The sequence below is a fragment of the Achromobacter xylosoxidans A8 genome, from assembly GCF_000165835.1.
Classification (GTDB): Bacteria; Pseudomonadota; Gammaproteobacteria; order Burkholderiales; family Burkholderiaceae_B; genus Achromobacter; species Achromobacter xylosoxidans_B.
Map to the genome: position 1 here is coordinate 1219933 of NC_014640.1, position 24449 is coordinate 1244381.

Consider the following 24449-nt stretch of genomic DNA (forward strand, 5'->3'; position numbering starts at 1 on the left):
CGGACGCCTGCTACTTGGCCGTCGGCATGGCGAACTCGGCGCCCTTGCCGATGCTCTCCGGCCAGCGCTGCATGATGGACTTCTGCCGGGTGTAGAAGCGCACGCCTTCCTCGCCATAGGCGTGCATGTCGCCGAACAGGCTGCGCTTCCAGCCGCCGAATCCATGCCAGGCCATGGGCACAGGAATGGGCACATTGATGCCCACCATGCCGACTTCGATGCGCCGGCCGAACTCGCGCGCGACGTTGCCGTCGCGGGTGAAGCAGGCCACGCCGTTGCCGAATTCGTGGGCGTTGATGAGATCCACTGCCTCTTTCAGGTCCTTCACGCGCACGCAGCCCAGCACCGGGCCGAAGATTTCTTCCTTGTAGATACGCATGTCGGGCGTGACGTGGTCGAACAGCGTGCCGCCCATCCAGAAGCCGTCGCCGCAGCCTGCGCCCGCTTGCGAGCCCTGGAAAACGCGGCCGTCCACCAGCAATTGCGCGCCTTCCTGCACGCCTAGGTCGATGTAGCCGCTGATGCGTTCGTGAGCGGCCCGGGTCACGATGGGACCCATCTCGGCCGCGGGGTTCTCGCCGTCCAGCACCTTCAGCGTCCTGGTGCGCTCGATCAACCGGGGCAGCAACCGGTCGGCCACGTCGCCCACCAGCACCGCCACGCTGATCGCCATGCAGCGCTCGCCGGCCGAGCCGTAGCCGGCGCCGACCAGGGCATCGACCGCCTGGTCGATGTCGGCGTCCGGCATCACGACCATATGATTCTTGGCGCCGCCCAGGGCCTGCACGCGCTTGCCATGGCGGGCGCCGGTCTCGTAGATGTAGTTGGCGATAGGCGTGGAGCCCACGAAGCTGATCGCCTTCACGTCCGGGTGTTCCAGCAGCGCGTCCACCGCCACCTTGTCGCCCTGCACCACGTTGAACACGCCGTCGGGCAGACCGGCCTCGCTCAGCAGCTCGGCGATGCGCAGGGAGGCGCTGGGATCGGTGGGGCTGGGCTTGAGCACGAAGGTATTGCCCGCCGCGATGGCCACGGGGAACATCCACATGGGCACCATCACCGGGAAGTTGAACGGCGTGATGCCCGCCACCACGCCCAGCGGCTGGCGCAGCGTCCAGTTGTCGATACCGGTGGAAACCTGCTCCGTGTGGGCGCCTTTCAGGAGCTGGGGGACGCCGCAAGCGAACTCCACGATGTCGATGCCGCGGGTGACTTCGCCTTGCGCATCGCTGAAAACCTTGCCATGCTCGGCGGTGATCAGGTGGGCCAGTTCGTCGCGATGCTTGTTCATCAGTTCAAGAAACCTGAACAGCACGCGGGCGCGGCGGATAGGAGGAGTGTCCGCCCATTGCGGAAATGCCGCCCGGGCGCTGGCAACGGCACGGTTCACCTCGTCTGGCGTGGCCAGGGCCACTTGCTTGGCGACGACGCCCGTGGCCGGGTTGTAGACGGGCTGGCGGTTGCCTGTCCCCTCGACGAGGCTGCCGCCGATATAGTGTCCGGCATCGCGGGATTGGGCGCTGGCATTGCTTGCGGTCATGGCTGACTCCTGGGCTTGAGCATGGTGTTCTGGAACTGGCAATGTCGCGCATAGGCGCGCGGCCGTCGAGACCAGAGGGCTGGAATCAGTGTTTGGCATTTCGAACAATGGAGCAGGGCATGACGAAAACCAGGCGTCTGGAAGATCTGTGGTCGCATATTCATTGCCTTGGGGTGCTGGCCGATACCGGCAGCTACACGGCGGCCGCGCGCCGCCTGCAGATCAGCAAGGCCTCGGTGAGCCAGCGCATCGTGGAGCTGGAGCAGGCGGCTGGAGTGCCCCTGGTGCGCCGCACCACCCGCAGCGTCGGCCTGACCGAGGCGGGGCAGAGCCTGGTCGACCAGACCGCGGCGGCTTTCCTGCGCATCGAGGAAGGCTTCTCGGCCGTGCGGGATCTGTCCGAGGGGCCGCGCGGCGTGCTGTCCGTGACCGCGCCCGTGGCCCTGGGGCGTCAGGTCATTGCGCCGCTGATACCGGAATTCCTGAAGCGCTTTCCCGACGTGCGGATCCAGCTGGAACTCAGCGACCATCTGGCGTCCCTGGCGACCGAAGGTTTCGACCTGGCGATCCGGCACGTGGCCGGCGTGCCGGACACGCATGTTGCCTCGGTCATCTGCGAGACGCGCTCCGTACTGGTTGCCACCCCGGAATACCTGGCGCGGAACGGCACGCCGAAGATACCAATGGATCTGGCGGCCCACAATTGCCTGCATTACCTGCGGCGCAGCGGCAGCGCCACGTGGTCGTTCGAGTCGCGTGACGGGGACAAGCGCGTGGCGGTGCCGGTGCGCGGCAGCTTCACGGCCAACAACAGCGAAGTGCTGAGAGAGGTGGCGGCCGGATCCCTGGGAATCGCGCTGCTGCCGGATTTCAGCGCCAACCAGGCCTTGCGCAGCGGAGCCCTGGTCGAAGTACTGCACGGCTGGCGGGTGGTGGGCGACTACGCGGAGCGGCTATACGCGGTCAGGCCCTACACGCCGCGCGTGCCCCTGACCGTATCCTCGTTCGTCGGTTACCTGCGCGAGGCGATCCCGGCGTCCGCTGGACTAGGCGGGCCGCCAGGAGCGGGGAGCGAGGCAGGCTAATTGACCTGCAGCCCGGCCTTGGCCACCAGGTCGGCGTAGATCGCGGCGCCCTGGTTGACGTACCTTTCCGTCTCGGCGGGCGACAGGACGTGGGGGATGCCGCCGAAGTTGGCGTTGCCGGCGATCCATTTCGGATCCTGCGAGATCTGCTTGAGCACGGCGGCCCATTTGGCCACGGCCTCGGAATTCATGTCGGGCGGCCCGAACAGTCCGCTCCAGCCTATGACCGCTTCGAGCTGAGGCAGCCCCAGCTCGCGGGCGGTCGGTATGTCGGGAAATTGTGTCAGGCGTTCAGGCGTGGTCGTCAGCAGGGCGCGCAGCTTGCCGCTGGCGAGTATGCCTGTCATTGAACTCAGGTTGTTGCAGGCGAAGTCGGCGTCCTTGCTGAGGACCGCCAGCGCGACCTCATTGCCGCCCTTGTACGGCACGCTGACCACGGCATCGGGCTTCAGGCCAAGGCTGCTCAGCAGCAGCTGGGGCGCGAGGTTCTGCACCGTAGCCGGGCCGGAATGGCTGTAGTTGAGCTTGCCGGGCTGCGCCTTCATCGCCTGCGCCAGGTCGCGGATCGTCTTGTAGGGACTGTCCGGGTGGACGACACAGACCACCGGATTCAACTCCAGCAAGCCGATGAAGGTGAAATCCTTCGAGGTATAGGGCGTGGTCTTGGGCTGCAGCGCGGGCAACAGGACCTGGGAGCCTATCCGGCCCATCAGCAGCGTGTAGCCGTCGGGGGCGGCGTTCTTCACGGCGGCCGAGCCGATAGCGCCGTTCGCCCCGGCCTTGTTGACCACGACGATGGGCTGGCCGAGCACGCCTTGCGCGGCCGCGGACAGATTGCGGGCCGCCATGTCGGCGTCGCCGCCGGCGCTGAACGGAACGATGAGCTGGATCGGTTTGGCGGGATAGGCCTGGGCGTTCGCCAGGCCGGGAAGCGTGGCAAGCATGCAAATCGCGGCGCGAGCGAACGCGCCCGGCCAACGGCCGGTAGGGCTGATCATGGGAAGTCTCCTGTCGTGCTAAGGGACGTAACCGGACTGCAGCTGTGCTCGATGCCTCGAGGTCAATGACCGGTCGCGGACTGCGTTGATGCGCTGAAAACCGGGGCGGGCTCGCCCGCCAGGGAAACGTTGATGCAGGCGGGCAGCCCGCTGTTCGCCGCCATGCCCAGCGCGGTGGCCAGACCGTCGCTGTCCTGCGCGGCAAAGCCTGCCCCGCCGAGCGCTGCGGCGACGTCGTGGTAGCGCGCAGTCGGCGCAAGTTCGCAGCCGATCAGCCTGTTCGGACCATAGGTGCGCATCTGGATCAGATGTTCCGCGTTCCAGCGCAGGTCGTTGCCGATCACGGCGATGATCGCGGCCTGTTCGCGCACCGCCGTGTCCAGCTCCATCAGGTGGAAGCCTGCGGTGCCATCGCCCATGAGGACCACCACGGTCGCATCGGGCTGCGCGATCTTGGCGGCGATCGCGTAGCAGATGCCCGCGCCAATTGCGCCGGACATGCCGTTGATGATGCGCACCGGCGCCTGGCAGTAGGCCTGCGCCCACTGGCCGAACTCGCCGCCGTCGCAGACCAGGATGGGATTCGGGGCGGAGGCGAGAAACGCCTGGACCGTCTCGCAAAGCGCGCGCGGTCCCAATGCGCCGGCGGCGGACGCGGCGGCATTCAGTGTGGTCCGGTTGCGCAGCGCTTCGTCCACGCGCGCGCGCCATGGGGGGCGCTCGGCCGGAGCTGGTGTGGCACGCATCGCGGACAGTGCGGCATAGGGATCGCCCTGTAAAGCCAGGGCCAGTCGTTCGCCCAACAGGCGGCTCGCGCGTTCCAGCATGGCGGGATCCGGGTCGATCGCTACGACTTGGGCAGTCTTGCCCAGCGCGCCCGTGCCGCCGAAGCCCAGCGTGAAGTCCAGGGACTTGCCTGCCAGCACGATGAGGTCCGCCTGTGGCATGAGCGCGGCCAGGGAACCGAGCGAAGGATCCTTCAGGCCGCGCGGGCTTTCCATGGGGATGACGCGCATTGCAAGCGCTTCTTCCAGCATCTCGCGGACGGCACGCATGTGGGCGCGCGCGCCTGTGGGGCCGGCCAGCATCATGGGGTGCTGCGCGGTATTCACCAGCGCGGCGAGCTTTTCCATGCCGGCTGCGTCCGCTGGGACGGCCTCGCGGCTCTGCGCTGCGGCGGGAAGCTCCGCCAAGCCGGTCTCGGCGGTCATCAGGTCGAAGGGCAGGGCCAGATGCACCGGCCCGCGCCGGGGCGCAAGCGCCTGCGCCACCGCGCTTTCGAGCGCGGGGTAGAGTTCCTGCGCGGTCCGCGGACGCAGCGAAAGCTTGGTCAGCGGACGAGTGATGCCGACCTGGTCCAGTTCCTGGAAGGCGCCCATGCCGTCCTCGGCAACGGAGGAGTCGCCGGAGATGAGCAGGATGGGGCTTTCCGCCTGCGACGCGGAATACAGCGGCGCCAGGCCGTTGGTGATGCCCGGCGCCGCAGTCAGCATCGCGACGCCGAGTTCGCCGGTGATCTGGGACCAGGCGTCCGCCATGAAGACGGCGGCCGCCTCATGCCGCACGTGGATGATGCGGATGCCTGCGTCGATACAGGCATCGTAGAGCGGCATGATCTGATTGCCGGACAGGCTGAAGATGGTCTTGACGCCCAGGCGATGCAGCGTACGGATAATCAACTGGGATCCAAGCACCTGAGTCTCCGAGGGCCGCGCTGGTAAACGCCGCGCGCCTGTTTTTATACCGGCTATGGGAGAGTTCAGTGTATCGGCTATCCGTGGCGTGTTGGTTGATGTTTTTTGAACCTAGGGGGCGGCTCGCGGGCCGTCCAAATCAGTCTGCGCCGCGATCGCCTCGCGCACGCCTTGCCCGTACGCCGGATCGGCCTGGGCACAGTTGGCGATGTGGCGCTCGATGATTTCCCCGGACGCGCCGCGGATCGCGCGGGAGGTGTTCTCGAACAGCCTTTGTTTTTCGTCCGCGGCCATCAGGCGGAACAGGTCGCCGGGCTGGGAGAAATAGTCGGCATCTTCCCGGTGGTTCCAACGGGCCGCGGCGCCGCTCAGGTCCAGTGGCGGTTCGGAGTAGTCCGGCTGCGCCTGCAGGGCGCCATGGCTGTTGGGCGTGTACGCGGGCGCGCTGCCGCCGTTGCCATCCACGCGCATGGCCCCGTCGCGGTGGTAGCTATGGAACGGACAGCGGGGCGCGTTGACCGGGATCTGCGGATAGTTCACGCCCAAGCGATGGCGTTGCGTGTCGCCATACGAGAACAGACGGCCTTGCAGCATCTTGTCCGGTGAGAACCCGATGCCGGGCACGATCACCGCGGGGCTGAACGCGGCCTGTTCGACCTCGGCGAAGAAATTCTCCGGATTCCGGTTGAGCTCCAGGACGCCGACCTCGATCAGCGGATAGTCCTTGTGCGGCCAGACCTTGGTCAGGTCGAAGGGATTGAGATGATAGGTATTGGCCTCGGCCTCGGGCATGATTTGCACGTACAGGGTCCAGCGCGGGAATTCGCCCCGTTCGATCGCTTCGTACAGGTCGCGCTGGTTGCTTTCGCGGTCCGCTGCGATGACCTGGCCGGCTTCGGCGTCCGTCAGGTTCTGGATGCCTTGCTGGGTCTTGAAGGTGAACTTGACCCAGAACCGCTGGTTGGCGGCGTTGATGAAACTATAGGTGTGGCTGCCGAACCCGTGCATATGGCGATAGCTCTTCGGAATGCCGCGGTCGCCCATGATGAGCGTCACCTGGTGCAGGGTCTCGGGCAGCAGGGTCCAGTAATCCCAGTTGTTCTGCGGGCTGCGCATGCCCGTGCGTGGATCGCGCTTGACGGCCCGGTTCAGGTCGGAAAACTTTAGCGGATCGCGCACGAAGAAGACAGGCGTGTTGTTGCCGACCAGATCCCAATTGCCCTCTTCGGTGTAGAACTTGAGGGCAAAGCCGCGGATGTCGCGCTCGGCATCGGCCGCGCCGCGTTCTCCGGCCACGGTGGAGAATCGCGCGAACATGTCGGTCCGCTTGCCGACCTGGCTGAAGATCCTGGCCTTGGTGTAGCGCGTGATGTCATGGGTCACGGTGAACGTGCCGAAGGCGCCTGAGCCCTTGGCGTGCATGCGCCGCTCCGGTATCACCTCGCGGTCGAAGTGCGCCATCTTCTCCAGGAACCAGACGTCCTGCAAAAGCGCAGGCCCGCGCGGACCGGCGGTCATGGTGTTGTCGTCGTCGGGAACGGGGGCGCCGAATGCGGTGGTGAGTTTGCTCATGATGGGCTCCTTGCGTTGTTGACGTGGCAGCGGCCTTCAAGAGCGGGTGCATCGCAGCGGGCCCGGATCCGGCCACGTGGGGTTCAGGCGTAGTGCTCGATGGGGGAGTGGTCTTCCAGGCGCAGCACGCGGCCGTCGATGACGAGGGACGGCAGGCGGGTGATGCCCAGGGCGCGGGCCCGTGCGGCGTGTTCGGGTTGCCGCGCGAGGTCGAACGATTCGTAGCGATGCTGTGGCGTCGTGAACACCGCCGCTATATTGCGATCGATGCTCAGGCAGAGGTTGCAGCCGTCGTGGAACAGGGTGACTTGAATCAAGGCGATCTCCTTCGTATGCCGCCAGGGCGGATGCCCTGGCGATTCCGGCTTGAAGGGGAGAATCGCCAGGCCGATCTTGGAGGCGCGGGCTGGAATCGAACCAACCTCAGGAGATTTGCAATCTGCCGCATGACCACTCTGCCACCGCGCCATCTTATTTGTCCTAGGACGTAATGCATGGTACGCAAGCGGAGCGAGGCGTGGACTTCCGCGAATCCACGAATATTGTCCTAACGTCCAGGATGAATGACGCAGGACATAGATATGTACGTCATAGGCCGCAGAGGAGCGCGGACTCTTGGGGGGGGGCGGGGAGGGCGCGGCGGCGCTGTGCGGGAAGGTGCCCGATGCGGGCGCGGAAATGAAAAAAGGACCCGAAGGCCCTTTCTCAAGGATTTCCAGAAAGGATCTGGAAATCAAAATTTGGAGCGGGAGACGAGTCTCGAACTCGCGACCTCAACCTTGGCAAGGTTGCGCTCTACCAACTGAGCTACTCCCGCATGGGTTCTGCACTTGAAACAGCCAGAACCTGTTTTCTTATTCACTCTGATCAACTTGGTTATCGATCAGAAGGCGCGCATCTTACATGATTTTTTTGAGCTTGTCTTGGCCTGTGCTTTTTGGCTTTGTTCACTGCGAGCAGCTTTCGAACAAGACCCGAAACTCAGGGCAAGCACTCAATCAAGTAATATGAGCGAAGACAGAAACTATAGCAATCCGCAGCATCCATGTCAAATTCGCCCGTCCCAGCCCATCCGTCCCCCGCCTTGTTCCCCGTCAGCCAGGATCTCACCCGGCTGAACACGCTGGGGCTGGAGTCGCGGGCCGGGGCCTTTGTGGCCCTGGAGGATCCGGCGCAGTTGCCAGCGCTAACGGAACTGGCGCGCGCGGCGTCCTCCCTGCTGGTGCTGGGCGGCGGCAGCAATCTGGTGCTGCCGCGCCAGGTGCAGGGGCTGGTGGCGCGGGTCGCCTTCAAGGGCGTGCGCCTGTTGGAAGCCCGGTCCGATGCCTGGCTGGTCGAGGCGGCAGGCGGCGAGACCTGGCACGGCTTTGTCGAAAGCTGCGTAAAGCAGGGCTGGGACGGGCTGGAGAACCTGGCGCTGATTCCGGGCACGGTGGGCGCGGCCCCAGTGCAGAACATCGGCGCCTACGGTGTCGAGCTGCAGGAGCGCTTCCATGGCCTGACCGCCTGGGATGTGCGCGCGGGCCGTCTGGTCGAAATGAGCGCGGCCGATTGCCGTTTTTCCTATCGCGACAGCGTGTTCAAGCACGATGAACCGGGACGGTGGGTCATCGTCAGCGTGCGTTTCGCCTTGCCGCGGCCCTGGCGGCCGGTGCTGGCTTACCCCGACCTGCAGCGCCATGCGCGGTTGGCAGAAGGCGCGCCGATTGCGCGCGATATCTTCGACGCGGTATGCGAGATCCGCCGCGCCAAGCTGCCCGATCCGGCGGTGACGGGCAATGCGGGCAGCTTTTTCAAGAATCCCATCGTATCGTCCGAGGTGCGCGACGCCTTGCTCGGCCGTTTTCCCGGCCTGGTGTCATACGCCCAGCCGGATGGCGGCTACAAGCTGGCGGCTGGCTGGCTGATCGACCAGTGCGGCTGGAAGGGCCGCACGCTGGGGGCTGCGGGTGTGCACGAGCGCCAGGCCCTGGTACTGGTCAACCGCGGCGGGGCGACGGCAGCCGATATCATGGACTTGGCGCATGCCATCCAGGAAGCGGTGTCCGAGCGCTATGGCGTGCGGCTGGAGCCGGAACCCGTGGTGGTGTGAGGCTGTTTCGGCCTGGCAAGAAAAAGGACCCCGCGGGGTCCTTTTTTTGTCGGGGAGGGCGGCTCAGAAGCCCAGCACGGACTGCATGTCGTACAGGCCGTTGTGCTTGCCTTCCAGGAAGCGGGCGGCGCGCAGGGCGCCTTCCGCGTAGGTGGCGCGGCTGGCCGAGCGGTGCGTGATCTCGATGCGTTCGCCGATGCCGCAGAAGGACACGGTGTGGTCGCCGACGATGTCGCCGCCGCGCAGTACGGAGAAACCGATGGTGCCGGGTTTGCGCACGCCGGTATCGCCGTGCCGGCTCCAGGTGGCGACGTCCGGCAGGGCCACGTTCCAGGCCGAAGCGATGGTTTCGCCCATTTTCAGCGCGGTGCCCGAGGGCGCGTCGACCTTATTGCGGTGGTGCGCTTCGAACACTTCGACGTCGTAGCCGGAGTTCAGGATGCGCGCGGCCATGTCCAGCAGCTTGAGCGTGGCGTTGACGCCCACGCTCATGTTGGGCGCGAAGACGATGCCGATCTTCTGGGCGGCGACTTCGATCTCGGCGCGGCCGTTGTCGTCGAAACCGGTGGTGCCGATGACGGCGTTCACGCCGTGCTTGACGCAGGCCTGCAGGTGTTCGAGCGTGCCTTCCGGACGGGTGAAGTCGATCAGGCAGTCGGCCTGGGCCAGTGCGTCGAGATCATCGGTGATGGCCACGCCGGTCTGCTTGCCCAAGGGCGCGCCGGCATCCTGGCCCAGCGCGGCCGAGCCCTGGCGGTCGAGCGCCACGGCGAGCTGCAGCCCGGAGGCGTTCAGGACGGCTTCGATCAGCATCTGGCCCATCCGGCCGCTGGCGCCGGCAATTGCAATACGCATGGATAGTCCTTGGTGTTACTTGAGCGGCTCGGGGGCGTTGCCCGGCTGGCCAGGATACTGGTTGAGAGGGCTGACCGGTGCGGCGGCGTCGCGCTTGCGCTGGTCTTCCTCTTCCTTCTGGCGGGCTTCGTCCTCCGTGAGGCGCTTGTCCGCCTTTTCGTCGGCGACGGCGTTGGGCGTATTGATCTGGTATGGCTGCAGGTCAGGCTGCTTGTCGCCTTCCCAGCGGGTCAGGCGGTCGTTTTCGAACCAGACCGTGAATTTGCGCTCCTGGGCGTCGCCGTAACCGGGCTTGTAGTAGTAGGGGTAGTCCCAGCGGTTGGCGTGCAGCACGCTGGTCAGCGTCGGGCTGCCGAGGGCGAAGCGCACCTGTTCGCGCGTCATGCCGGGCTGCAGCAGGGCCACCTGCTCCTGGGTGATCCAGTTTCCTTGCTGGACGCCGGCTTTGTAGGGGAAGCCCCACTTGTCCCCCGAGCATCCGGCCAGGGCGACGGCCAGGGCGGCCACCGCCAGGCCGGTCTTCAGCGAGCGGGAGGGAATTCGTGCAATCATGGACACTACGCGCCCCTATTATTTGGAAGCAGACAAAACCGTTATCATAAAGGTTTCATAAGGATAGTTCCGCGTGGCGGCATGATTTCGGTGAGCCGGCTCGCGGTGAACCTATCCTGCCCATGCCAACGCGGACGGAGAGCGATTACACCATGAGCGACCAAAGCGAACTGAAGAACATGGGTTTGAAGGCGACGTTCCCCCGCCTGAAAATTCTTGATATTTTCCGGAAATCGGATCAACGGCACCTGAGCGCCGAAGACGTCTATCGCGCCCTGATCGGCGAAAACGTCGAAATCGGGCTGGCCACCGTCTACCGCGTCCTGACCCAGTTCGAACAGGCCGGCATTCTTGCCCGCAGCCAGTTCGACAGCGGCAAGGCGGTGTTCGAGCTCAACGACGGCGATCATCACGATCACCTGATCTGCACGAACTGCGGCAAGGTGGTCGAGTTTTCGGACCCCGAGATCGAAAAGCGTCAGCAAAAGATTGCCAAGGACAACGCCTTCGCGCTGGAAAGCCACGCCATGGTGTTGTACGGCATTTGCGGCAGCTGCATGAAGGGCCGCTGATCCCGGCCCGGTAGTCCAGCCCGCGGCTACGCTCGCAGCGGGTATGCGAGATCCAAAGCCCCTTCAGGTTGAAGGGGCTTTTTTTGTGTGCGAGATGAAATCAGACCCGCCCCGGCGTTGTTGGCGGGAGCGGAGGGAGCCTTTCAGTCCTGTCCGAAGCCTGCCAGCATTTCGCGGGCATGTTCGCGGGTGGTCGCGGTGAGCTTGATGCCGCCCAGCATGCGCGCGATTTCCTCGACGCGGGCGGGGGCGTCCAGCTCTTCGATGCTGGAACGGGTCGCGCCGCGCGATTCGGCCTTGCTGACCAGGAACTGGTTGTTGGCGCAGGCCGCGACCTGGGGCAGATGGGTCACGCACAGGACCTGATGGCGTTCGCCGAGTTCGCGCAGCAGCTTGCCGACGGCCTCGGCCACCGCGCCGCCGACGCCGCTGTCGACTTCGTCGAAGATCAGCGTGGGCACGCGCGCGGCGCGGCTGGCGATGACGGACAGCGCCAGCGAGATCCGCGACAGTTCGCCGCCTGAGGCCACCTTGGCGAGCGGGCGCGGCGTGGTGCCGGCATGGCCGGCCACCAGGAATTCGACCTGCTCGTTGCCATGCGCGGAGGGCGCCGATGCGGCCAGGGTGGGCTCGAACTTGCCGCCCTGCATGGCCAGCGTCTGCATGGCCTGCGTGACCTGCTTGCCCAGGTCCTTGGCGACCTTGCGGCGCGCCGTCGTCAATTTCGCCGCGCCGGCGTCGTACTGCGCCTGCGCGGCCTGTGCCTGGGCGCGCAGGGCATCGATGTCGCCCGCGGCCTGCAGCGCCTTGAGCTGCGCATGCAGCGTGTCGCGCAGCTCGCAAAGCGCGTCGGGCTCGACACGGAATTTGCGGGCGGTTTCGAACACCAGGCCCAGGCGCGCCTCGACAGCCACAAGTCTCTGCGGATCGAGGTCGACGCGGCTGACGTAGTTGTTCAGGTCCGACACGGCCTCGCTGATGGCGATGCGCGCCGATTCCAGTTCATCGTGCACGCCTTGCAGGCCGGGGTCATGGCGCAGCATCTGCTGGATGCGGTGGTTGGCAGACGTGAGCCGGTGGTGCGCGGAGTCGCCTTCGCCGTCGAGGGCGTCAATGATCTGCGTGGCGCCGTCCAGCAGCGATTGCGAGTGCGACAGGCGCGTGTGTTCGGACTGCAGCGCGTCCCATTCGTCGGGGCCGAGGTTCAACTGGTCGAGTTCGTCGACTTGCCATTGCAGGCGGTCGCGTTCGGTGGCCAGGCTGGCGGCGTCCTTTTCTGCGGCTTCCAGCTGGCGCGCCAGCGCGCGCCATTGCTTCCAGGCCTGGCCGACCGCGTTGCGCAGTTCGCCATGGCCGCCGTGGGCGTCCAGCAGGTCGCGCTGGGCGTCGGCGCGCATCAGGCTTTGGTGCGCATGCTGGCCGTGGATGTCGACCAGGCTGTCGCCCAGTTCGCGCAATTGCGCCACGGTGGCCGGCGTGCCGTTGATGTAGGCGCGGCTGCGGCCCTGGGCGTCGATGACGCGGCGCAGCGACAGCTCAGCGTCGGCGTCGATCTCGCGCTCTTGCAGCCACGCGACCAGCCCCTTGGGCGTGTCGAAGACCGCGGTGATGTCGGCGCGCGGCGCGCCTTCGCGCAGCATGCTGGCGTCGCCGCGTTCGCCCAGCGCGAGCGCCAGCGCGTCCACCAGTATGGATTTGCCCGCGCCGGTTTCGCCGGAAAAGACGCTGAAGCCGGGGCCGAAATGGATCTCGGTCTGTTCGACGATGACGAAGTCGCGGATATGCAGGGTGCGCAGCATGTCGGGGCGCTTACTACTCTACGTTGTCGGAGGCTTCGGGCATCAGGTTCCAGTGCAGCTTGCGGCGCAGGGTGGAGAAGAAACTGTAGCCTTCGGGATGCACGAAGCGGATGGTATAGGGGGCGCGCTGCACGACGATACGGTCGCCCGGCTGCAGGTCGGACCAGGTCTGCATGTCGAAATGCACGCTGGCCCCGACTTCGACGCGGCCCATGGCCGTGAGCGTCATGTTCAGCACGCCGGAATCGGGAATGACGATGGGGCGGTTGGACAGCGTTTGCGGCGCCACGGGCACCAGCACCATGGCATTCATGCCGGGATGCAGGATGGGGCCGTTGGCCGACAGCGCGTACGCGGTGGAGCCCGTGGGCGTGGCGATGATCAGGCCGTCGGCGCGCTGCGTGTACATGAAGGCGCCGTCCAGCTCCACCCGCACTTCGATCATGCCGCCGCGTCCCGCGCGGTTCAGCACCACGTCGTTCAGGGCGGATGCGGAATACATCTTCTGGTCGCCGCGCCACACGCTGCCTTCCAGCAGCATGCGTTCTTCGATCTGGAAGCTGCCTTCGAGCACGCGCGCCAGTGCAGCGTGCGCGTCCTGCAGCGCGATGTCGGTGATGAAACCCAGGCGGCCGTGGTTGATGCCGACCAGCGGCATGCCGTAGGGCGCGAGGTGGCGGCTTGCGCCCAGCACGGTACCATCGCCGCCCATGACCACGGCCAGCGACGCGGTCTTGCCGATTTCCTCGAGCGTAGCGACGGGGTATTCGGTCAATCCGGTATTGCGCGCCGTGTCCGCATCGATGAGCACTTGCCGGCCCGCTTGCGTCAGCGCGTGGGCCAGTGCTCTCAGCGGTGTGTCCAGGCCGGTGTCCTGGTATCTGCCGATCAGGGCTACGGTAGGAAAATGCATGGCTGCTTGCGTATCAAAAAAGGCCGGACCAGAAGCCGAAACCTGCCCGGAATGGGCGGTTTAGCCGATTATATGGGGCCGCATATGTGCTTGCGGGACAAAAATCGCCTCAATTGAAAAAGATTCCCTAAAATACTTGTTATGGATGACCGCGCACGCGCACTACTGAAAGCGTTGATCGAACGCTATATCGCCGATGGGCAGCCAGTCGGCTCGCGGACGCTATCGAAAGTATTCGACTTGTCCCCGGCCACGATCCGCAATGTGATGTCGGATCTCGAAGAACTGGGACTGATCCACAGCCCGCACACCTCGGCCGGCCGCGTTCCCACGCCGCGGGGTTACCGCATGTTCGTCGATTCGCTGCTGGCGGTGCAGTCCTACCAGCTCGAGCCGCACAACATGGGCGAGATGCTGGCGGCCGCCGAACCCACCCGGGCCGTCAACGCGGCGGCGGCGCTGCTGTCCAACCTGACCCAGTTCGCGGGGGTGGTGTTGACGCCCAAGCGCGCCCAGGTGTTCCGCCAGATCGAATTCATCCGCCTGTCCGACAAGCGCGTGCTGCTCATCATCGTCACGCCCGACGGCGACGTCCAGAACCGCATTCTTTTCGTCCAGCGCGACTACGCCGAGGCGGAATTGCTGGAAGCCGGCAATTTCTTCAACATGCACTTCGCCGGCAAGTCCTTCAATGCGGTGCGGCAGACGCTGTCGACCGAACTGGCGCAGCTGCGCGAAGATATCTCGCGGCTGATGCAGGCCGCGGTCGAAGCCAGCGCGGAAGCCGCCGAGGACGGCGACGCCATGGTCATCTCCGGCGAGCGCAAGCTGCTGGACGTGACCGACATCGCGTCCGACATGGACCGCCTGCGCAAGATGTTCTCGCTGTTCGAGAAAAAGACCGACCTGTTGCAGCTGCTGGACGTGTCCACCCGCGCCCAGGGCGTGCAGATCTACATCGGCGGCGATTCGCAGCTGGTGCCGATGGAAGAGGTCTCGGTCATCACCGCGCCTTATGGCGTGGACGGCAAGGTCGTGGGCACGCTGGGCGTCATCGGCCCCACCCGCATGTCCTATGAACGCGTCATTCCCATCGTGGATATCACGGCGCGCTTGCTGTCCAACGCCCTCAGCCATAACCAGTAGGTCTATCCGAAGCTACGTCCTCCTCGCGGAGGAAGGGGAGTGTTTGTGTTTCTTCGCCTGTTCAAGTACCTGTGGCCTGAGCGTTATCTGCCGGAACCCGAGCAGGAGGATCCCTTCGACGAAGACCCCGCGCCGCGCGGGCCGGGCAAGGTCGGTGTGCTGCTGGTGAACCTGGGCACGCCAGACAGCCCGGGCAAGCAGGACATACGCAAGTATCTGGGCGAGTTCCTGTCGGACCCGCGCGTGATCGAGATCCCGCGCTATCTGTGGAAGCCCATCCTGCATTGCCTGGTCCTGACCTCGCGGCCCAAGAAGCTGGAGCCGCGCTACGCCGGCGTCTGGCTAAAGGAAGGTTCGCCGCTGATGGTGTACAGCCAGCGCCAGGCCGACGGCGTGCGCGCCGCCCTGGCCGAGGCCGGCATCGACGCCGTGGTGGAGCTGGGCATGCGCTACGGCAATCCTTCGATCCCCGACGCCATCTCGCGCCTGCGCAAGCAGGGCTGCGAACGCATTCTGACCGTACCGCTCTATCCCCAGTACGCCGCCAGCACCACCGCCACGGTGGTGGACGCGGTCACCCGCCACGCCGGCCGCTTGCGCGACCAGCCCGAACTGCGCTTCATCAAGCGCTTCCACGAAGAACCGGCCTACCTGGACGCGCTGGCCGGCCGGATCGAGCGCTATTGGCAGGAACACGGCAAGCCGCAGAAGCTGGTCATGAGCTTCCATGGCCTGCCGCGTTATTCGATCGAATTGGGCGACCCGTACTACCGCGATTGCATGGAGACCGCGCGCCTGCTGGGCCAGCGCCTGTCGCTGCCGCGTGAGCAGATCGAGGTGACCTTCCAGAGCCGCTTCGGCACCGCCCGTTGGCTGGAGCCTTACACCGAACCCACCCTGAAGGCGCTGGCCGCGGCAGGCGTGACCGAGGTCGATGTGGTGTGTCCGGGTTTTGTGGCAGACTGTCTGGAAACCCTGGAAGAGATCAGCCTGGAGTGCCGCGACGCCTTTATCGGGGCCGGCGGCAAGCGCTTCCGCTACATCCCGGCGATCAACGACGATCCGGCCTGGATCGCAGGGCTGGCCGACCTGGTGGCACGCCACTTGCAGGGGTGGCCCACGCAAATCACGGACTTGAAGGAGAAGGCGCATGCACCATGATCCCAAGACTGGCAAGATCGTTAAAAAGGGGCAGGTCAGCACCCCTGTGGACGAAGATCAGGTGGAACACGAACTGGACGAGGCGCTCGCCGAGACTTTTCCCGCCAGCGATCCCATCGCGATCAGCCCCGAGCCCGACGAGGATCGGGCCGTGGACCGCGCCCTGAAGGACAGCTTTCCCGCCAGCGACCCGGTCGCGCCCGCGCAACCGCACAAGAAGTGAAGTAGCTAGCCGCGGCAGGTGTCCGCCGTTTGCCGGATGGCGGTGGAAAACGCCGAATCTATGCTTGCAGTCTTAGATTTGACGGCATTTGGCGGAAATTGGGCGGGTTTTTGAGTACATTCAGACTGCCTCTGCTGCCCGGTGCCGTCAGGGAATATTTGCTTTCCCGGGCTTGAAATAGGGGTATTGGCCCCCATTCATGTCTGCGAAAGCCATTCTTTTTGGAGGATTCCCCATGACGGCACCCAACGAGCCTGTAGACCAGACGCCCGAAGTCGGCCAGAACGCCGATGCGGCCTCCGCCGCCGAGGACGCCATGCAGGCCGAGCTGAACGAGTTGCGCGCCCAGCTGGACGCCGCCCAGGCTACCGTCAACGAGCAGCAGGACCAGCTTCTGCGCATCCGGGCCGAAGCCGAGAACGTGCGCCGCCGCGCCCAGGAAGACGTGTCCAAGGCGCGCAAGTTCGGCATCGAGTCTTTCGCCGAAAGCCTGGTCCCGGTCAAGGACAGCCTGGAAGCCGCGCTGGCCCAGCCTGACCAGACCGTTGAAACGCTGCGCGAGGGCGTGGAAGTGACGCTCAAGCAATTGACGGCCGGCTTCGAGCGCAATCTGCTCAAGGAAATCGCGCCGGTGCAGGGCGACAAGTTCGACCCGCACCAGCATCAGGCCATTTCGTCCATACCCGCCGAGCAGCCCGCCAATACCGTGGTGCAGCTGCTGCAGAAGGGTTATGCCATCGCCGACCGGACCCTGCGCCCGGCCTTGGTGGTGGTGTCCGCCGGCCAGGGCTGAACAGGCCGCGCGCCATGACGGATCCCCGGTTCGACCCCGCCCAGGTTTTCCAGGTGTTCGGCATGCGTCATGTCGACACCGCGGGATTCGACGAGGCGGTGGTTCAGGCGCCGGGGACGGATCTGCGCTGCGTGTTTCTGTGGGGCCAGGATTGCTACAACTGCAATCTTTTCAAGCAGGCGGCCCTGCTGCATCAGGAAACGCTGCTGGGACTGGGCCTGACCTGGTTCGAGGCGGACGTCTACGCGGACGAAGCGCTGGGAAGGCGCTTTTCCCTGCATGGCGTCCCCACTTTTGTGCTGTACCGCGCCGGGAAGCGGCTGGGCCGAATCACGGGCTGGCCTGGCTTGCCGCAGTTCACGGCGGCCATGCGCCGCTTGCAGGAGCCGGCTGCAGAAAATTCCGGCCAGGCGTCTTGAAAAACCCTGCGGACAGCCCCAGTTATGTGGGGACAAGAAGTTTCTCCCTATTTTCATAGATTCAATCAAGGTAACCGACCATGAGCAAGATTATTGGCATTGACCTGGGCACGACCAACAGCTGCGTGGCTGTCATGGACGGCGGGCAGGTCAAAATCATTGAAAACGCGGAAGGCGCTCGCACCACCCCCTCCATCGTCGCCTACATGGACGATGGCGAGACCCTGGTCGGCGCGCCGGCCAAGCGCCAGGCTGTGACCAACCCGCGCAACACCCTGTACGCGGTGAAGCGCCTGATCGGCCGCAAGTTCGAAGAAAAGGCGGTGCAGAAGGACATCAACCTGATGCCCTATGCCATCGTCAAGGCCGACAACGGCGACGCCTGGGTGGAAGTGCGCGGCAAGAAGATGGCGCCTCCCCAAGTGTCGGCCGACGTGCTGCGCAAGATGAAGAAGACCGCCGAGGACTACCTGGGCGAAGAAGTGACCGAGGCCGTCATTACCGTGCCCGCCTACTTCAACGACAGCCAGCGCCAGGCCACCAAGGACGCCGGCCGCATCGCTGGTCTGGAAGTCAAGCGCATCATCAACGAACCCACCGCCGCGGCGCTGGCGTTCGGCCTGGACAAGACCGAAAAGGGCGACCGCAAGATCGCTGTGTATGACCTGGGCGGCGGCACGTTCGACGTGTCCATCATCGAAATCGCCGATGTGGATGGCGAAAAGCAGTTCGAAGTGCTGTCGACCAACGGCGACACCTTCCTGGGCGGCGAAGACTTCGACCAGCGCATCATCGACTACATCATTGCCGAGTTCAAGAAGGAACAAGGCGTTGATCTGTCCAAGGACGTGCTGGCCCTGCAGCGCCTGAAGGAAGCGGCCGAAAAGGCCAAGATCGAGCTGTCCTCGACGCAACAGACCGAAATCAACCTGCCGTACATCACGGCGGACGCCTCGGGTCCGAAGCACCTGAACCTGAAGATCACCCGCGCCAAGCTGGAAGCGCTGGTCGAAGAGCTGGTCGAACGCACGATCGAGCCTTGCCGCGTGGCCATCAAGGACGCCGGCGTGAAGGTTTCCGACATCGACGACGTGATCCTGGTCGGCGGCATGACCCGCATGCCCAAGGTCCAGGAAAAGGTGAAGGAATTCTTCGGCAAGGATCCGCGCAAGGACGTGAACCCCGATGAAGCCGTCGCCGCTGGCGCCGCCATTCAAGGTTCCGTGCTGTCGGGCGACCGCAAGGACGTGCTGCTGCTGGACGTCACCCCCCTGTCCCTGGGCATCGAAACCCTGGGCGGCGTGATGACCAAGATGATCCAGAAGAACACGACCATCCCGACCCGGTTCTCGCAGACCTTCTCGACCGCTGACGACAACCAGCCGGCCGTGACGATCAAGGTGTTCCAGGGCGAGCGCGAAATTGCCGCGGGCAACAAGGCCCTGGGCGAGTTCAACCTCGAAGGGATCCCGCCGTCGCCCCGCGGCATGCCGCAGATCGAAGTCACGTTCGACATCGACGCCAACGGCATCCTGCACGTGTCCGCCAAGGACAAGGGCACCGGCAAGGAAAACAAGATCACCATCAAGGCCAACTCGGGTCTGTCGGAAGACGAGATCCAGCGTATGGTCAAGGATGCCGAGGCCAACGCCGAGGAAGATCACCGCGTCGCCGAACTGGCTCAGTCGCGCAACCAGGCCGATGCGCTGGTGCATGCCACCCGCAAGTCGTTGACCGAGTATGGCGACAAGCTCGAGGCTTCCGAAAAGGAAGGCATCGAAGCCGCCATCAAGGAACTGGAAGACACGCTGAAGGACGGCGACAAGGCCGCGATCGACGCCAAGGTGGAAGCCCTGTCGACGGTTTCGCAGAAGCTGGGCGAAAAGATGTACGCCGACATGCAGGCGCAGCAAGCCGCCGGCCAGCAGCAAGCGGCCGATAACGCGAAGCCGGTGGACGACAATGTCGTCGACGCCGACTTCAAGGAAGTCAAGCGCGACCAATAATGGCCGGGCGCTGACCTGCCTCTGCCGCCCGGTAGCCGGAGAAATCCGCCTACCGGGCGTACTCATTCTGTAGCACTGAAAAGAAGGCTCGTTTTCGAGCCCACGGATCATGGCAAAACGTGACTATTACGAAGTCTTGGGCGTTGCGAAGAACGCTTCGGACGACGACCTCAAGAAGGCCTATCGAAAGCTGGCCATGAAGTACCATCCGGACCGCAACCCGGACAGCAAAGAAGCCGAAGAGAAGTTCAAGGAAGCCAAGGAAGCCTACGAGGTCCTGGGTGACGATCAGAAGCGCGCCGCCTACGACCGCTACGGCCATGCGGGCGTGGACCCCAACTCCGCCGGCATGGGCGGGGGCATGGGCGGCGGTTTCGCCGACGCCTTCGGCGACATCTTTGGTGAAATCTTCGGCGGCGGCGGTGGCGGTGGCCGCCGTGGCGGCGGCCCGCAGGTCTACCGCGGCGCCGACCTGAAGTACGCGCTGGAAATCACGCTGGAGCAGGCCGCGGCCGGCTTCGACACCGAGATCCGCGTGCCCAGCTGGGAACACTGCGACACCTGCCACGGTTCCGGCGCCAAGGCCGGCACCTCGCCCAAGACCTGCCGCACTTGCGGCGGCTCCGGCGCCGTGCGCATGCAGCAGGGTTTCTTCAGCGTGCAGCAGACCTGCCCGACCTGCCACGGCAACGGCAAGGAAATCACCGATCCGTGCCCTGCCTGCGATGGCGTGGGCCGCATCCGCCGCAACAAGACGCTGCAGGTCAAGATTCCGGCCGGCATCGACGACGGCATGCGCATCCGCTCCAGCGGCAACGGCGAGCCGGGCATCAACGGCGGCCCTCCGGGCGACCTGTATGTGGAAATCCACATCAAGCAGCACAAGATCTTCCAGCGCGACGGCGACGACCTGCACTGCGAACTGACCATCCCGTTCACGTCGGCGGCGTTGGGCGGCGAGCTTCAGGTGCCGACGCTGGGCGGCAAGGCCGAGATCTCGATCCCCGAAGGCACGCAGTCCGGCAAGACCTTCCGCCTGCGCGGCAAGGGCATCCGCGGCGTGCGCGGCAGCTACCCGGGCGATCTCTACTGCCATGTGGTGGTGGAAACGCCGGTGCGCCTGAGCGACGACCAGAAGAACATCCTGCGCCAGTTCGAGGCTTCGCTGAACGATGGCGGCGACCGCCATTCGCCGCAAAGCAAGTCCTGGACCGACCGGGTGAAGGAATTCTTCAGCTGAATCGCCTGATGCAAGCAAGAAGGCCGCGACGTTGTCGCGGCCTTTTTTTCGTCTTGGGATAAAGCAAAGGCGCCGTTGCGGGAAGATGGCGTGCGCAAATGAAAAGACCGCGGCGCGAGCCGCGGTCCTGGTGCTGCTACTACAACTGCGATCACTGCTATTGCTACTGCGGTTACTGCAACTGCTGCATCAACTTCAACTTCAAACTTCAGCTTCTACCGCTACTTCTACTGCTACATCGACCGCTGCTGTCGCCGGTAAAAAACCGGCCTCAAACCATGATGCCGTCCGAGGCCGGCCGGGCCACAGCAAGCAGCTCACCGGGTGATCGGCGGGTACTCGAGTTCGCCGAACGTGTATTGGCCGCTGGCCTTGGCTTGCGCCAGTTCCTGCTGGACGTCAGCGCGCGTCATGGCGCTGGCGGGGGCGGACACAGCCGCCGGGTATTCCAGTTCGCCAAACGTGTATTGGCCGCTGATCTTGGCTTGTTGCAGCTGGGCTTGCACTTCCTGCGAGCTCAGGCTGGTGGTCTGGGGCAGGGCGGGCGGATAGTCCAGCTCGCCGAAGGTGTACTGGCCGCTGATCTTGGCTTGCTGCAGTTCGGTGGCGACCTGGGCGCTGCTCTTGGCTTGTTCCGCGCCGGCGGCTTGGGCGCCAACGCCAACCAGGGCCAGGGATAGCAGCAGGGTGGTGGTTAGGGTTTTCATGGTGGACCTCCAATTCGTCTTGGTTTGGGACCGAATCCGGCGGCCTTCCGTCGTGGTTCGTTGTTTGTTCCCGATGACTGAATTCTGCTCGTTATCTCACCTGGGATAAACCCGTATATCTTGAAAACATCTTTCCAAATAATCGAGTAATCATGTTCGCTTTTATGATTTCGTCCATTTTTGGCATAGTCGAGGGGTGTCCCTGTGAGTTTTGGTGAACTGACTCAGGGCGGCCAGGCGAAAAAAGCCCCGCCGTAGCGGGGCTTTGCAGGGAAACGGGGAGGCTCAGGGTGCGGTCTTCTTCTTGAAGTCGCCGGCAACCGCCGTGCTGAAACCGTCCGCGCGCAGGCTCTTGCGCATGGCCGCATTGACCGATTCGGCGGTCAGCGCGGAGATCTTCTTGTCCATCTCGGCCGACCAGGCGAAAGTGCGGCCGCGTTGCATGTAGTCCAGCCAGGTGCTTGCCAGCACGTCATCCTGGGCGCGGGCCAGGTTGCGGTAGTTCAGCAGGGCCGTGATGCCATCCGAGATCTCCTTGTCCGAGAAACCGTCCTTCAGTACCCGCGCCAGTTCCTCGCCGATCGCCTTTTCCAGGCGCTCGCGGTTTTGCGGGGCGTAGATGGCGTACATGGTCCAGCTGGCGGAGGGTTCGAACGACGAGACCGACAGCGAGCTGCGCACGTTGTACGACAGGCCTTCGGTTTCGCGCACGCGGTTCCACAGGCGCGAGGTTTCGGAGGCGCCGAACAGGTAGTTGGCCAGGTACAGCGCGGCGTAGTCCGCGTCCGTGTCCTGCAGCTTCAGCGGCATGCGCGAGATGTAGAAGGCATTGGCCTTGTCCGGCGTTTCGATGTCGAACTGCTTGGCGGGAATGTCGCGGTACGGGTTGGGCACGCGGGTGTAGGCGGGCGCCTTCTTCCAGCCGGCCAGTCCGGTCTTGAGCGCGTTTTCCACCGCCGCCGGCTCGAAATCGCCCACTGCCGAATACTCGATGTCGCCGGCGCCGTAGAACTTGGAGTGGAACTTGACCAGGGCGTCGCGGTTCAGTCCGCGTATGCCCGCCAGCGATTCCTCGAAGGTCGGCACGTAGCGCAGGTCATTGGCGGGCCACGGGTTGTCCTGGCGCGCCAGCGCGCGGCCGGCCAAGGCCGAAGGTTCGGTCATGGCGTTCTGGATCGAGGTTTCGAGCTGGCGCTGGTATTCCTCGAGCTGTTCCTTGGGGAAGTTGGCGTTGCGCACGATGTCCAGCGCCAGGGCGGTGAGTTCGGGCAGGTTTTCGCCCTTGGTCGACATGGCAATCTTGAGCGTGGTGCCGCCGCCGCTGAAGCCCAGTTCCGCCTGCAGCTTGTCCAGGCGGTCCTGGATGTCCTGGCGCGACAGCTTGGCCGTGCCGCGGGTCAGCAGGTCGGCCACGGCGCTGGAGTTCACGCGTTGGCCGAGCAGGTCTTTTTCATTGCCGAACTGGATCAGCATCTGCGCCTGCACCCGGTTGCCGCGGGTGGCCTTGGGCAGGAGCGCCAGCTGGACCGTACCGTTGGACAGGTCCAGCTTCTTGCGTTGCGTCAGCTTGTCGATGTTCTCGGGCGTGGGATCGAAGGCCGAGGCGGCCTTGAAGTCGGGGTCGCCCTTGTAGTCTTTGAAGACGGCCGTCAGATCCACGCGCTGCTCCTGCGGCGCGCGCAGCGGCTTTTCGGTCGGAATGTAGCGGCCTTCGATGCTGTTGCTCTGGACCAGATAGGTGGTCGCGGCGCGCTGCACGTCGGCCAGCGTGGCCTTGCGGGCGCGGTCGCGCTGCAGGAAGAACAGGCGCCAGTCGCCGGCGGCGATGGCCTCGGACAGCGCCACGCCGACCTGTTCAGGATCGCTGTAGGTCTGTTCCCAGGCGGTCAGCCACTTGCTGCGGGCGCGGTCCAGCTCCTGCTGGGTGAACGGCTTCTTGCCCAGGGATTCCAGCGTGCCGGTCAGCGCCTTCATGGCGGCGTCCAGGCTCTTGCCCGGCGTCAGCTGGGCGGCGAACATCGCCAGGCCCGGATCCAGGTTTTCCATGGTGAAGCCGAACACGCCGGAGGCCAGCTTGGTCGGGACCAGGGCGTGGTAGAGACGGCCCGAGGGCGTGTCGGCCAGGATGGTGGCGGCCAGGTCCAGCGGCACGAAATCGGCGCTGCCGGCGGCCGGGATGTGGTACATCGCCGCGACCAGCGGCGTGCCGCCAGTGCGGCGCAGGGTCACGGAACGCTCGCCGTCCTGAGCGGGTTCGACGGTGTACTCGGGCGGCAGCTTGCGCTCGGGCTTGGGCAGCTTGCCCAGCGTTTCCTCGATATCGGCCAGCGTCGCCTGCGGGTCGAACTTGCCCGCCACGATCAGCACGGCGTTATCGGGCTGGTAGTACTCATGATAGAAGGCGCGCAACTGGCCGATGTCCACATTCTCGACGTCGGAGCGGGCGCCGATGGTGTTCTTGCCGTAGCTGTGCCACTGGAAGGCCGCCGACTGCATCTTCTGCATCAGGATGCGGAAGGGACTGTTTTCGCCGCTTTCCATTTCATTGCGGACCACGGTCATTTCCGAGTCCAGGTCTTCCTTGGCGATCAGGGAATTGACCATGGCGTCGGCCTGCCAGCCCAGGTACCACTTGAGGGTTTCGGGGTTGGCGGCGAAGCTGGCGAAATAGTTGGTGCGGTCGCTGGAGGTCGAACCGTTGGCCTGCAAGCCGCGGCGCGAGAACTCGCCCATGGCGTTGCGGGTGGTGGAGGTGCCCTTGAACAGCATGTGCTCCAGCAGGTGCGCCATGCCGGTCTGGCCGTAGTTCTCGTTGCGCGAGCCCACCAGGTAGGTCATGTTGACGGTGGTGGACGGCTTGGATTCGTCGGGAACCAGCAGCACTCTCAGGCCGTTGGCCAGGCGGTATTCGGTGATGCCTTCAATCGAGGCGGCCTCCGAGACGCCGGCCGGCAGGCTGGCGGCGCCGGCCTGAAAGGCCAGGAAGGAGGAAAACAGCAGCACGCCCAGCGGGCGCGGCAGCTTCGATAGGGACAGGCGCATGGCAGACAATTCCTTTGGCATGGCAGAATCCGTTGGAGTG

21 protein-coding genes and 2 tRNA genes are annotated in these 24449 nt (G+C 64.9%); 10 read left to right on the forward strand and 13 right to left on the reverse strand.

Translation table 11 applies throughout. The features are described 5' to 3' along the window. Window positions 1–10: 10 nt before the first annotated feature. Window positions 11–1540, reverse strand: a complete 1530-nt coding sequence (locus AXYL_RS05730; protein WP_013391846.1) for a CoA-acylating methylmalonate-semialdehyde dehydrogenase — start codon at window positions 1538–1540, stop codon at window positions 11–13. A 119-nt stretch (window positions 1541–1659) separates the two neighbouring features. On the opposite strand from AXYL_RS05730, the gene AXYL_RS05735 reads away from it, so the two are divergent. Next, a complete protein-coding gene (locus tag AXYL_RS05735) occupies window positions 1660–2625 on the forward strand; it encodes a LysR family transcriptional regulator (protein ID WP_013391847.1) in 966 nt (321 codons plus the stop codon). On the opposite strand, the gene AXYL_RS05740 is transcribed toward AXYL_RS05735, so the two are convergent. The 6 genes from AXYL_RS05740 to AXYL_RS05765 form a co-directional block, all read right to left on the reverse strand. After that, the gene (locus tag AXYL_RS05740) at window positions 2622–3623 is read right to left on the reverse strand and encodes a Bug family tripartite tricarboxylate transporter substrate binding protein (RefSeq protein WP_013391848.1); all 1002 of its coding nucleotides are present in this window, start codon (window positions 3621–3623) and stop codon (window positions 2622–2624) included. The two genes, AXYL_RS05735 and AXYL_RS05740, sit on opposite strands and share 4 nt — an antisense overlap. A 62-nt stretch (window positions 3624–3685) precedes the next feature. Continuing rightward, complete coding sequence (locus AXYL_RS05745) at window positions 3686–5317, reverse strand: thiamine pyrophosphate-binding protein (protein ID WP_013391849.1); 1632 nt, start codon at window positions 5315–5317, stop codon at window positions 3686–3688. Window positions 5318–5428: 111 nt separating this feature from the next. Next, window positions 5429–6889, reverse strand: a complete 1461-nt coding sequence (locus AXYL_RS05750) for a catalase (RefSeq protein WP_013391850.1) — start codon at window positions 6887–6889, stop codon at window positions 5429–5431. A gap of 83 nt (window positions 6890–6972) precedes the next feature. Further along, window positions 6973–7206, reverse strand: a complete 234-nt coding sequence (locus tag AXYL_RS05755; RefSeq protein WP_013391851.1) for a hypothetical protein — start codon at window positions 7204–7206, stop codon at window positions 6973–6975. A 77-nt stretch (window positions 7207–7283) separates the two neighbouring features. Next, window positions 7284–7357 (reverse strand) — tRNA-Cys (locus AXYL_RS05760). A 273-nt stretch (window positions 7358–7630) separates the two neighbouring features. Continuing rightward, window positions 7631–7706 (reverse strand) — tRNA-Gly (locus AXYL_RS05765). Window positions 7707–7934: 228 nt separating this feature from the next. Between AXYL_RS05765 and murB the strand changes: the two genes are divergently transcribed. After that, complete coding sequence (gene murB, locus AXYL_RS05770) at window positions 7935–8981, forward strand: UDP-N-acetylmuramate dehydrogenase (protein WP_013391852.1); 1047 nt, start codon at window positions 7935–7937, stop codon at window positions 8979–8981. A 63-nt stretch (window positions 8982–9044) separates the two neighbouring features. On the opposite strand, the gene dapB is transcribed toward murB, so the two are convergent. Further along, window positions 9045–9836, reverse strand: a complete 792-nt coding sequence (dapB, locus tag AXYL_RS05775; protein ID WP_013391853.1) for a 4-hydroxy-tetrahydrodipicolinate reductase — start codon at window positions 9834–9836, stop codon at window positions 9045–9047. Window positions 9837–9851: 15 nt separating this feature from the next. Beyond that, entirely contained in the window at window positions 9852–10388 is a 537-nt protein-coding gene (locus tag AXYL_RS05780) for an outer membrane protein assembly factor BamE (protein ID WP_013391854.1), read from the reverse strand. A 152-nt stretch (window positions 10389–10540) separates the two neighbouring features. Between AXYL_RS05780 and fur the strand changes: the two genes are divergently transcribed. After that, window positions 10541–10960 carry a ferric iron uptake transcriptional regulator gene (fur, locus tag AXYL_RS05785; protein WP_013391855.1) on the forward strand — a complete coding sequence of 140 codons (420 nt, stop codon included), beginning with the start codon at window positions 10541–10543 and terminating at the stop codon, window positions 10958–10960. Window positions 10961–11103: 143 nt separating this feature from the next. Here fur and recN read toward each other — a convergent pair whose 3' ends face one another. Both recN and AXYL_RS05795 read right to left on the reverse strand, forming a co-directional pair. Continuing rightward, the gene (gene recN / locus AXYL_RS05790) at window positions 11104–12759 is read right to left on the reverse strand and encodes a DNA repair protein RecN (RefSeq protein ID WP_013391856.1); all 1656 of its coding nucleotides are present in this window, start codon (window positions 12757–12759) and stop codon (window positions 11104–11106) included. A 13-nt stretch (window positions 12760–12772) separates the two neighbouring features. Further along, entirely contained in the window at window positions 12773–13672 is a 900-nt protein-coding gene (locus tag AXYL_RS05795; protein WP_013391857.1) for an NAD kinase, read from the reverse strand. 141 nt (window positions 13673–13813) lie between these two features. Between AXYL_RS05795 and hrcA the strand changes: the two genes are divergently transcribed. The 7 genes from hrcA (at window position 13814) to dnaJ (ending at window position 20660) form a co-directional block, all read left to right on the forward strand. Beyond that, window positions 13814–14818 (forward strand): heat-inducible transcriptional repressor HrcA, encoded by a 1005-nt coding sequence (gene hrcA, locus AXYL_RS05800; RefSeq protein WP_013391858.1) that lies wholly within the window; start codon window positions 13814–13816, stop codon window positions 14816–14818. 45 nt (window positions 14819–14863) lie between these two features. Then, a complete protein-coding gene (gene hemH, locus AXYL_RS05805; protein ID WP_041654993.1) occupies window positions 14864–15979 on the forward strand; it encodes a ferrochelatase in 1116 nt (371 codons plus the stop codon). Continuing rightward, the gene (locus AXYL_RS05810) at window positions 15969–16202 is read left to right on the forward strand and encodes a hypothetical protein (protein WP_013391860.1); all 234 of its coding nucleotides are present in this window, start codon (window positions 15969–15971) and stop codon (window positions 16200–16202) included. Before hemH ends, AXYL_RS05810 begins: the two co-directional genes overlap by 11 nt. Before the next feature lie 235 nt (window positions 16203–16437). Then, complete coding sequence (gene grpE / locus AXYL_RS05815; RefSeq protein ID WP_013391861.1) at window positions 16438–16995, forward strand: nucleotide exchange factor GrpE; 558 nt, start codon at window positions 16438–16440, stop codon at window positions 16993–16995. Between the two features lie 14 nt (window positions 16996–17009). Continuing rightward, window positions 17010–17414, forward strand: a complete 405-nt coding sequence (locus AXYL_RS05820; protein ID WP_013391862.1) for a thioredoxin family protein — start codon at window positions 17010–17012, stop codon at window positions 17412–17414. An 80-nt stretch (window positions 17415–17494) separates the two neighbouring features. Further along, complete coding sequence (gene dnaK, locus AXYL_RS05825) at window positions 17495–19420, forward strand: molecular chaperone DnaK (RefSeq protein ID WP_013391863.1); 1926 nt, start codon at window positions 17495–17497, stop codon at window positions 19418–19420. A 109-nt stretch (window positions 19421–19529) separates the two neighbouring features. Next, window positions 19530–20660, forward strand: a complete 1131-nt coding sequence (gene dnaJ, locus AXYL_RS05830; protein WP_013391864.1) for a molecular chaperone DnaJ — start codon at window positions 19530–19532, stop codon at window positions 20658–20660. 317 nt (window positions 20661–20977) lie between these two features. On the opposite strand, the gene AXYL_RS05835 is transcribed toward dnaJ, so the two are convergent. Next, entirely contained in the window at window positions 20978–21367 is a 390-nt protein-coding gene (locus tag AXYL_RS05835; RefSeq protein WP_013391865.1) for a DUF4148 domain-containing protein, read from the reverse strand. A 285-nt stretch (window positions 21368–21652) separates the two neighbouring features. Beyond that, a complete protein-coding gene (locus AXYL_RS05840; RefSeq protein WP_013391866.1) occupies window positions 21653–24409 on the reverse strand; it encodes a M16 family metallopeptidase in 2757 nt (918 codons plus the stop codon). Window positions 24410–24449 lie beyond the last annotated feature (40 nt).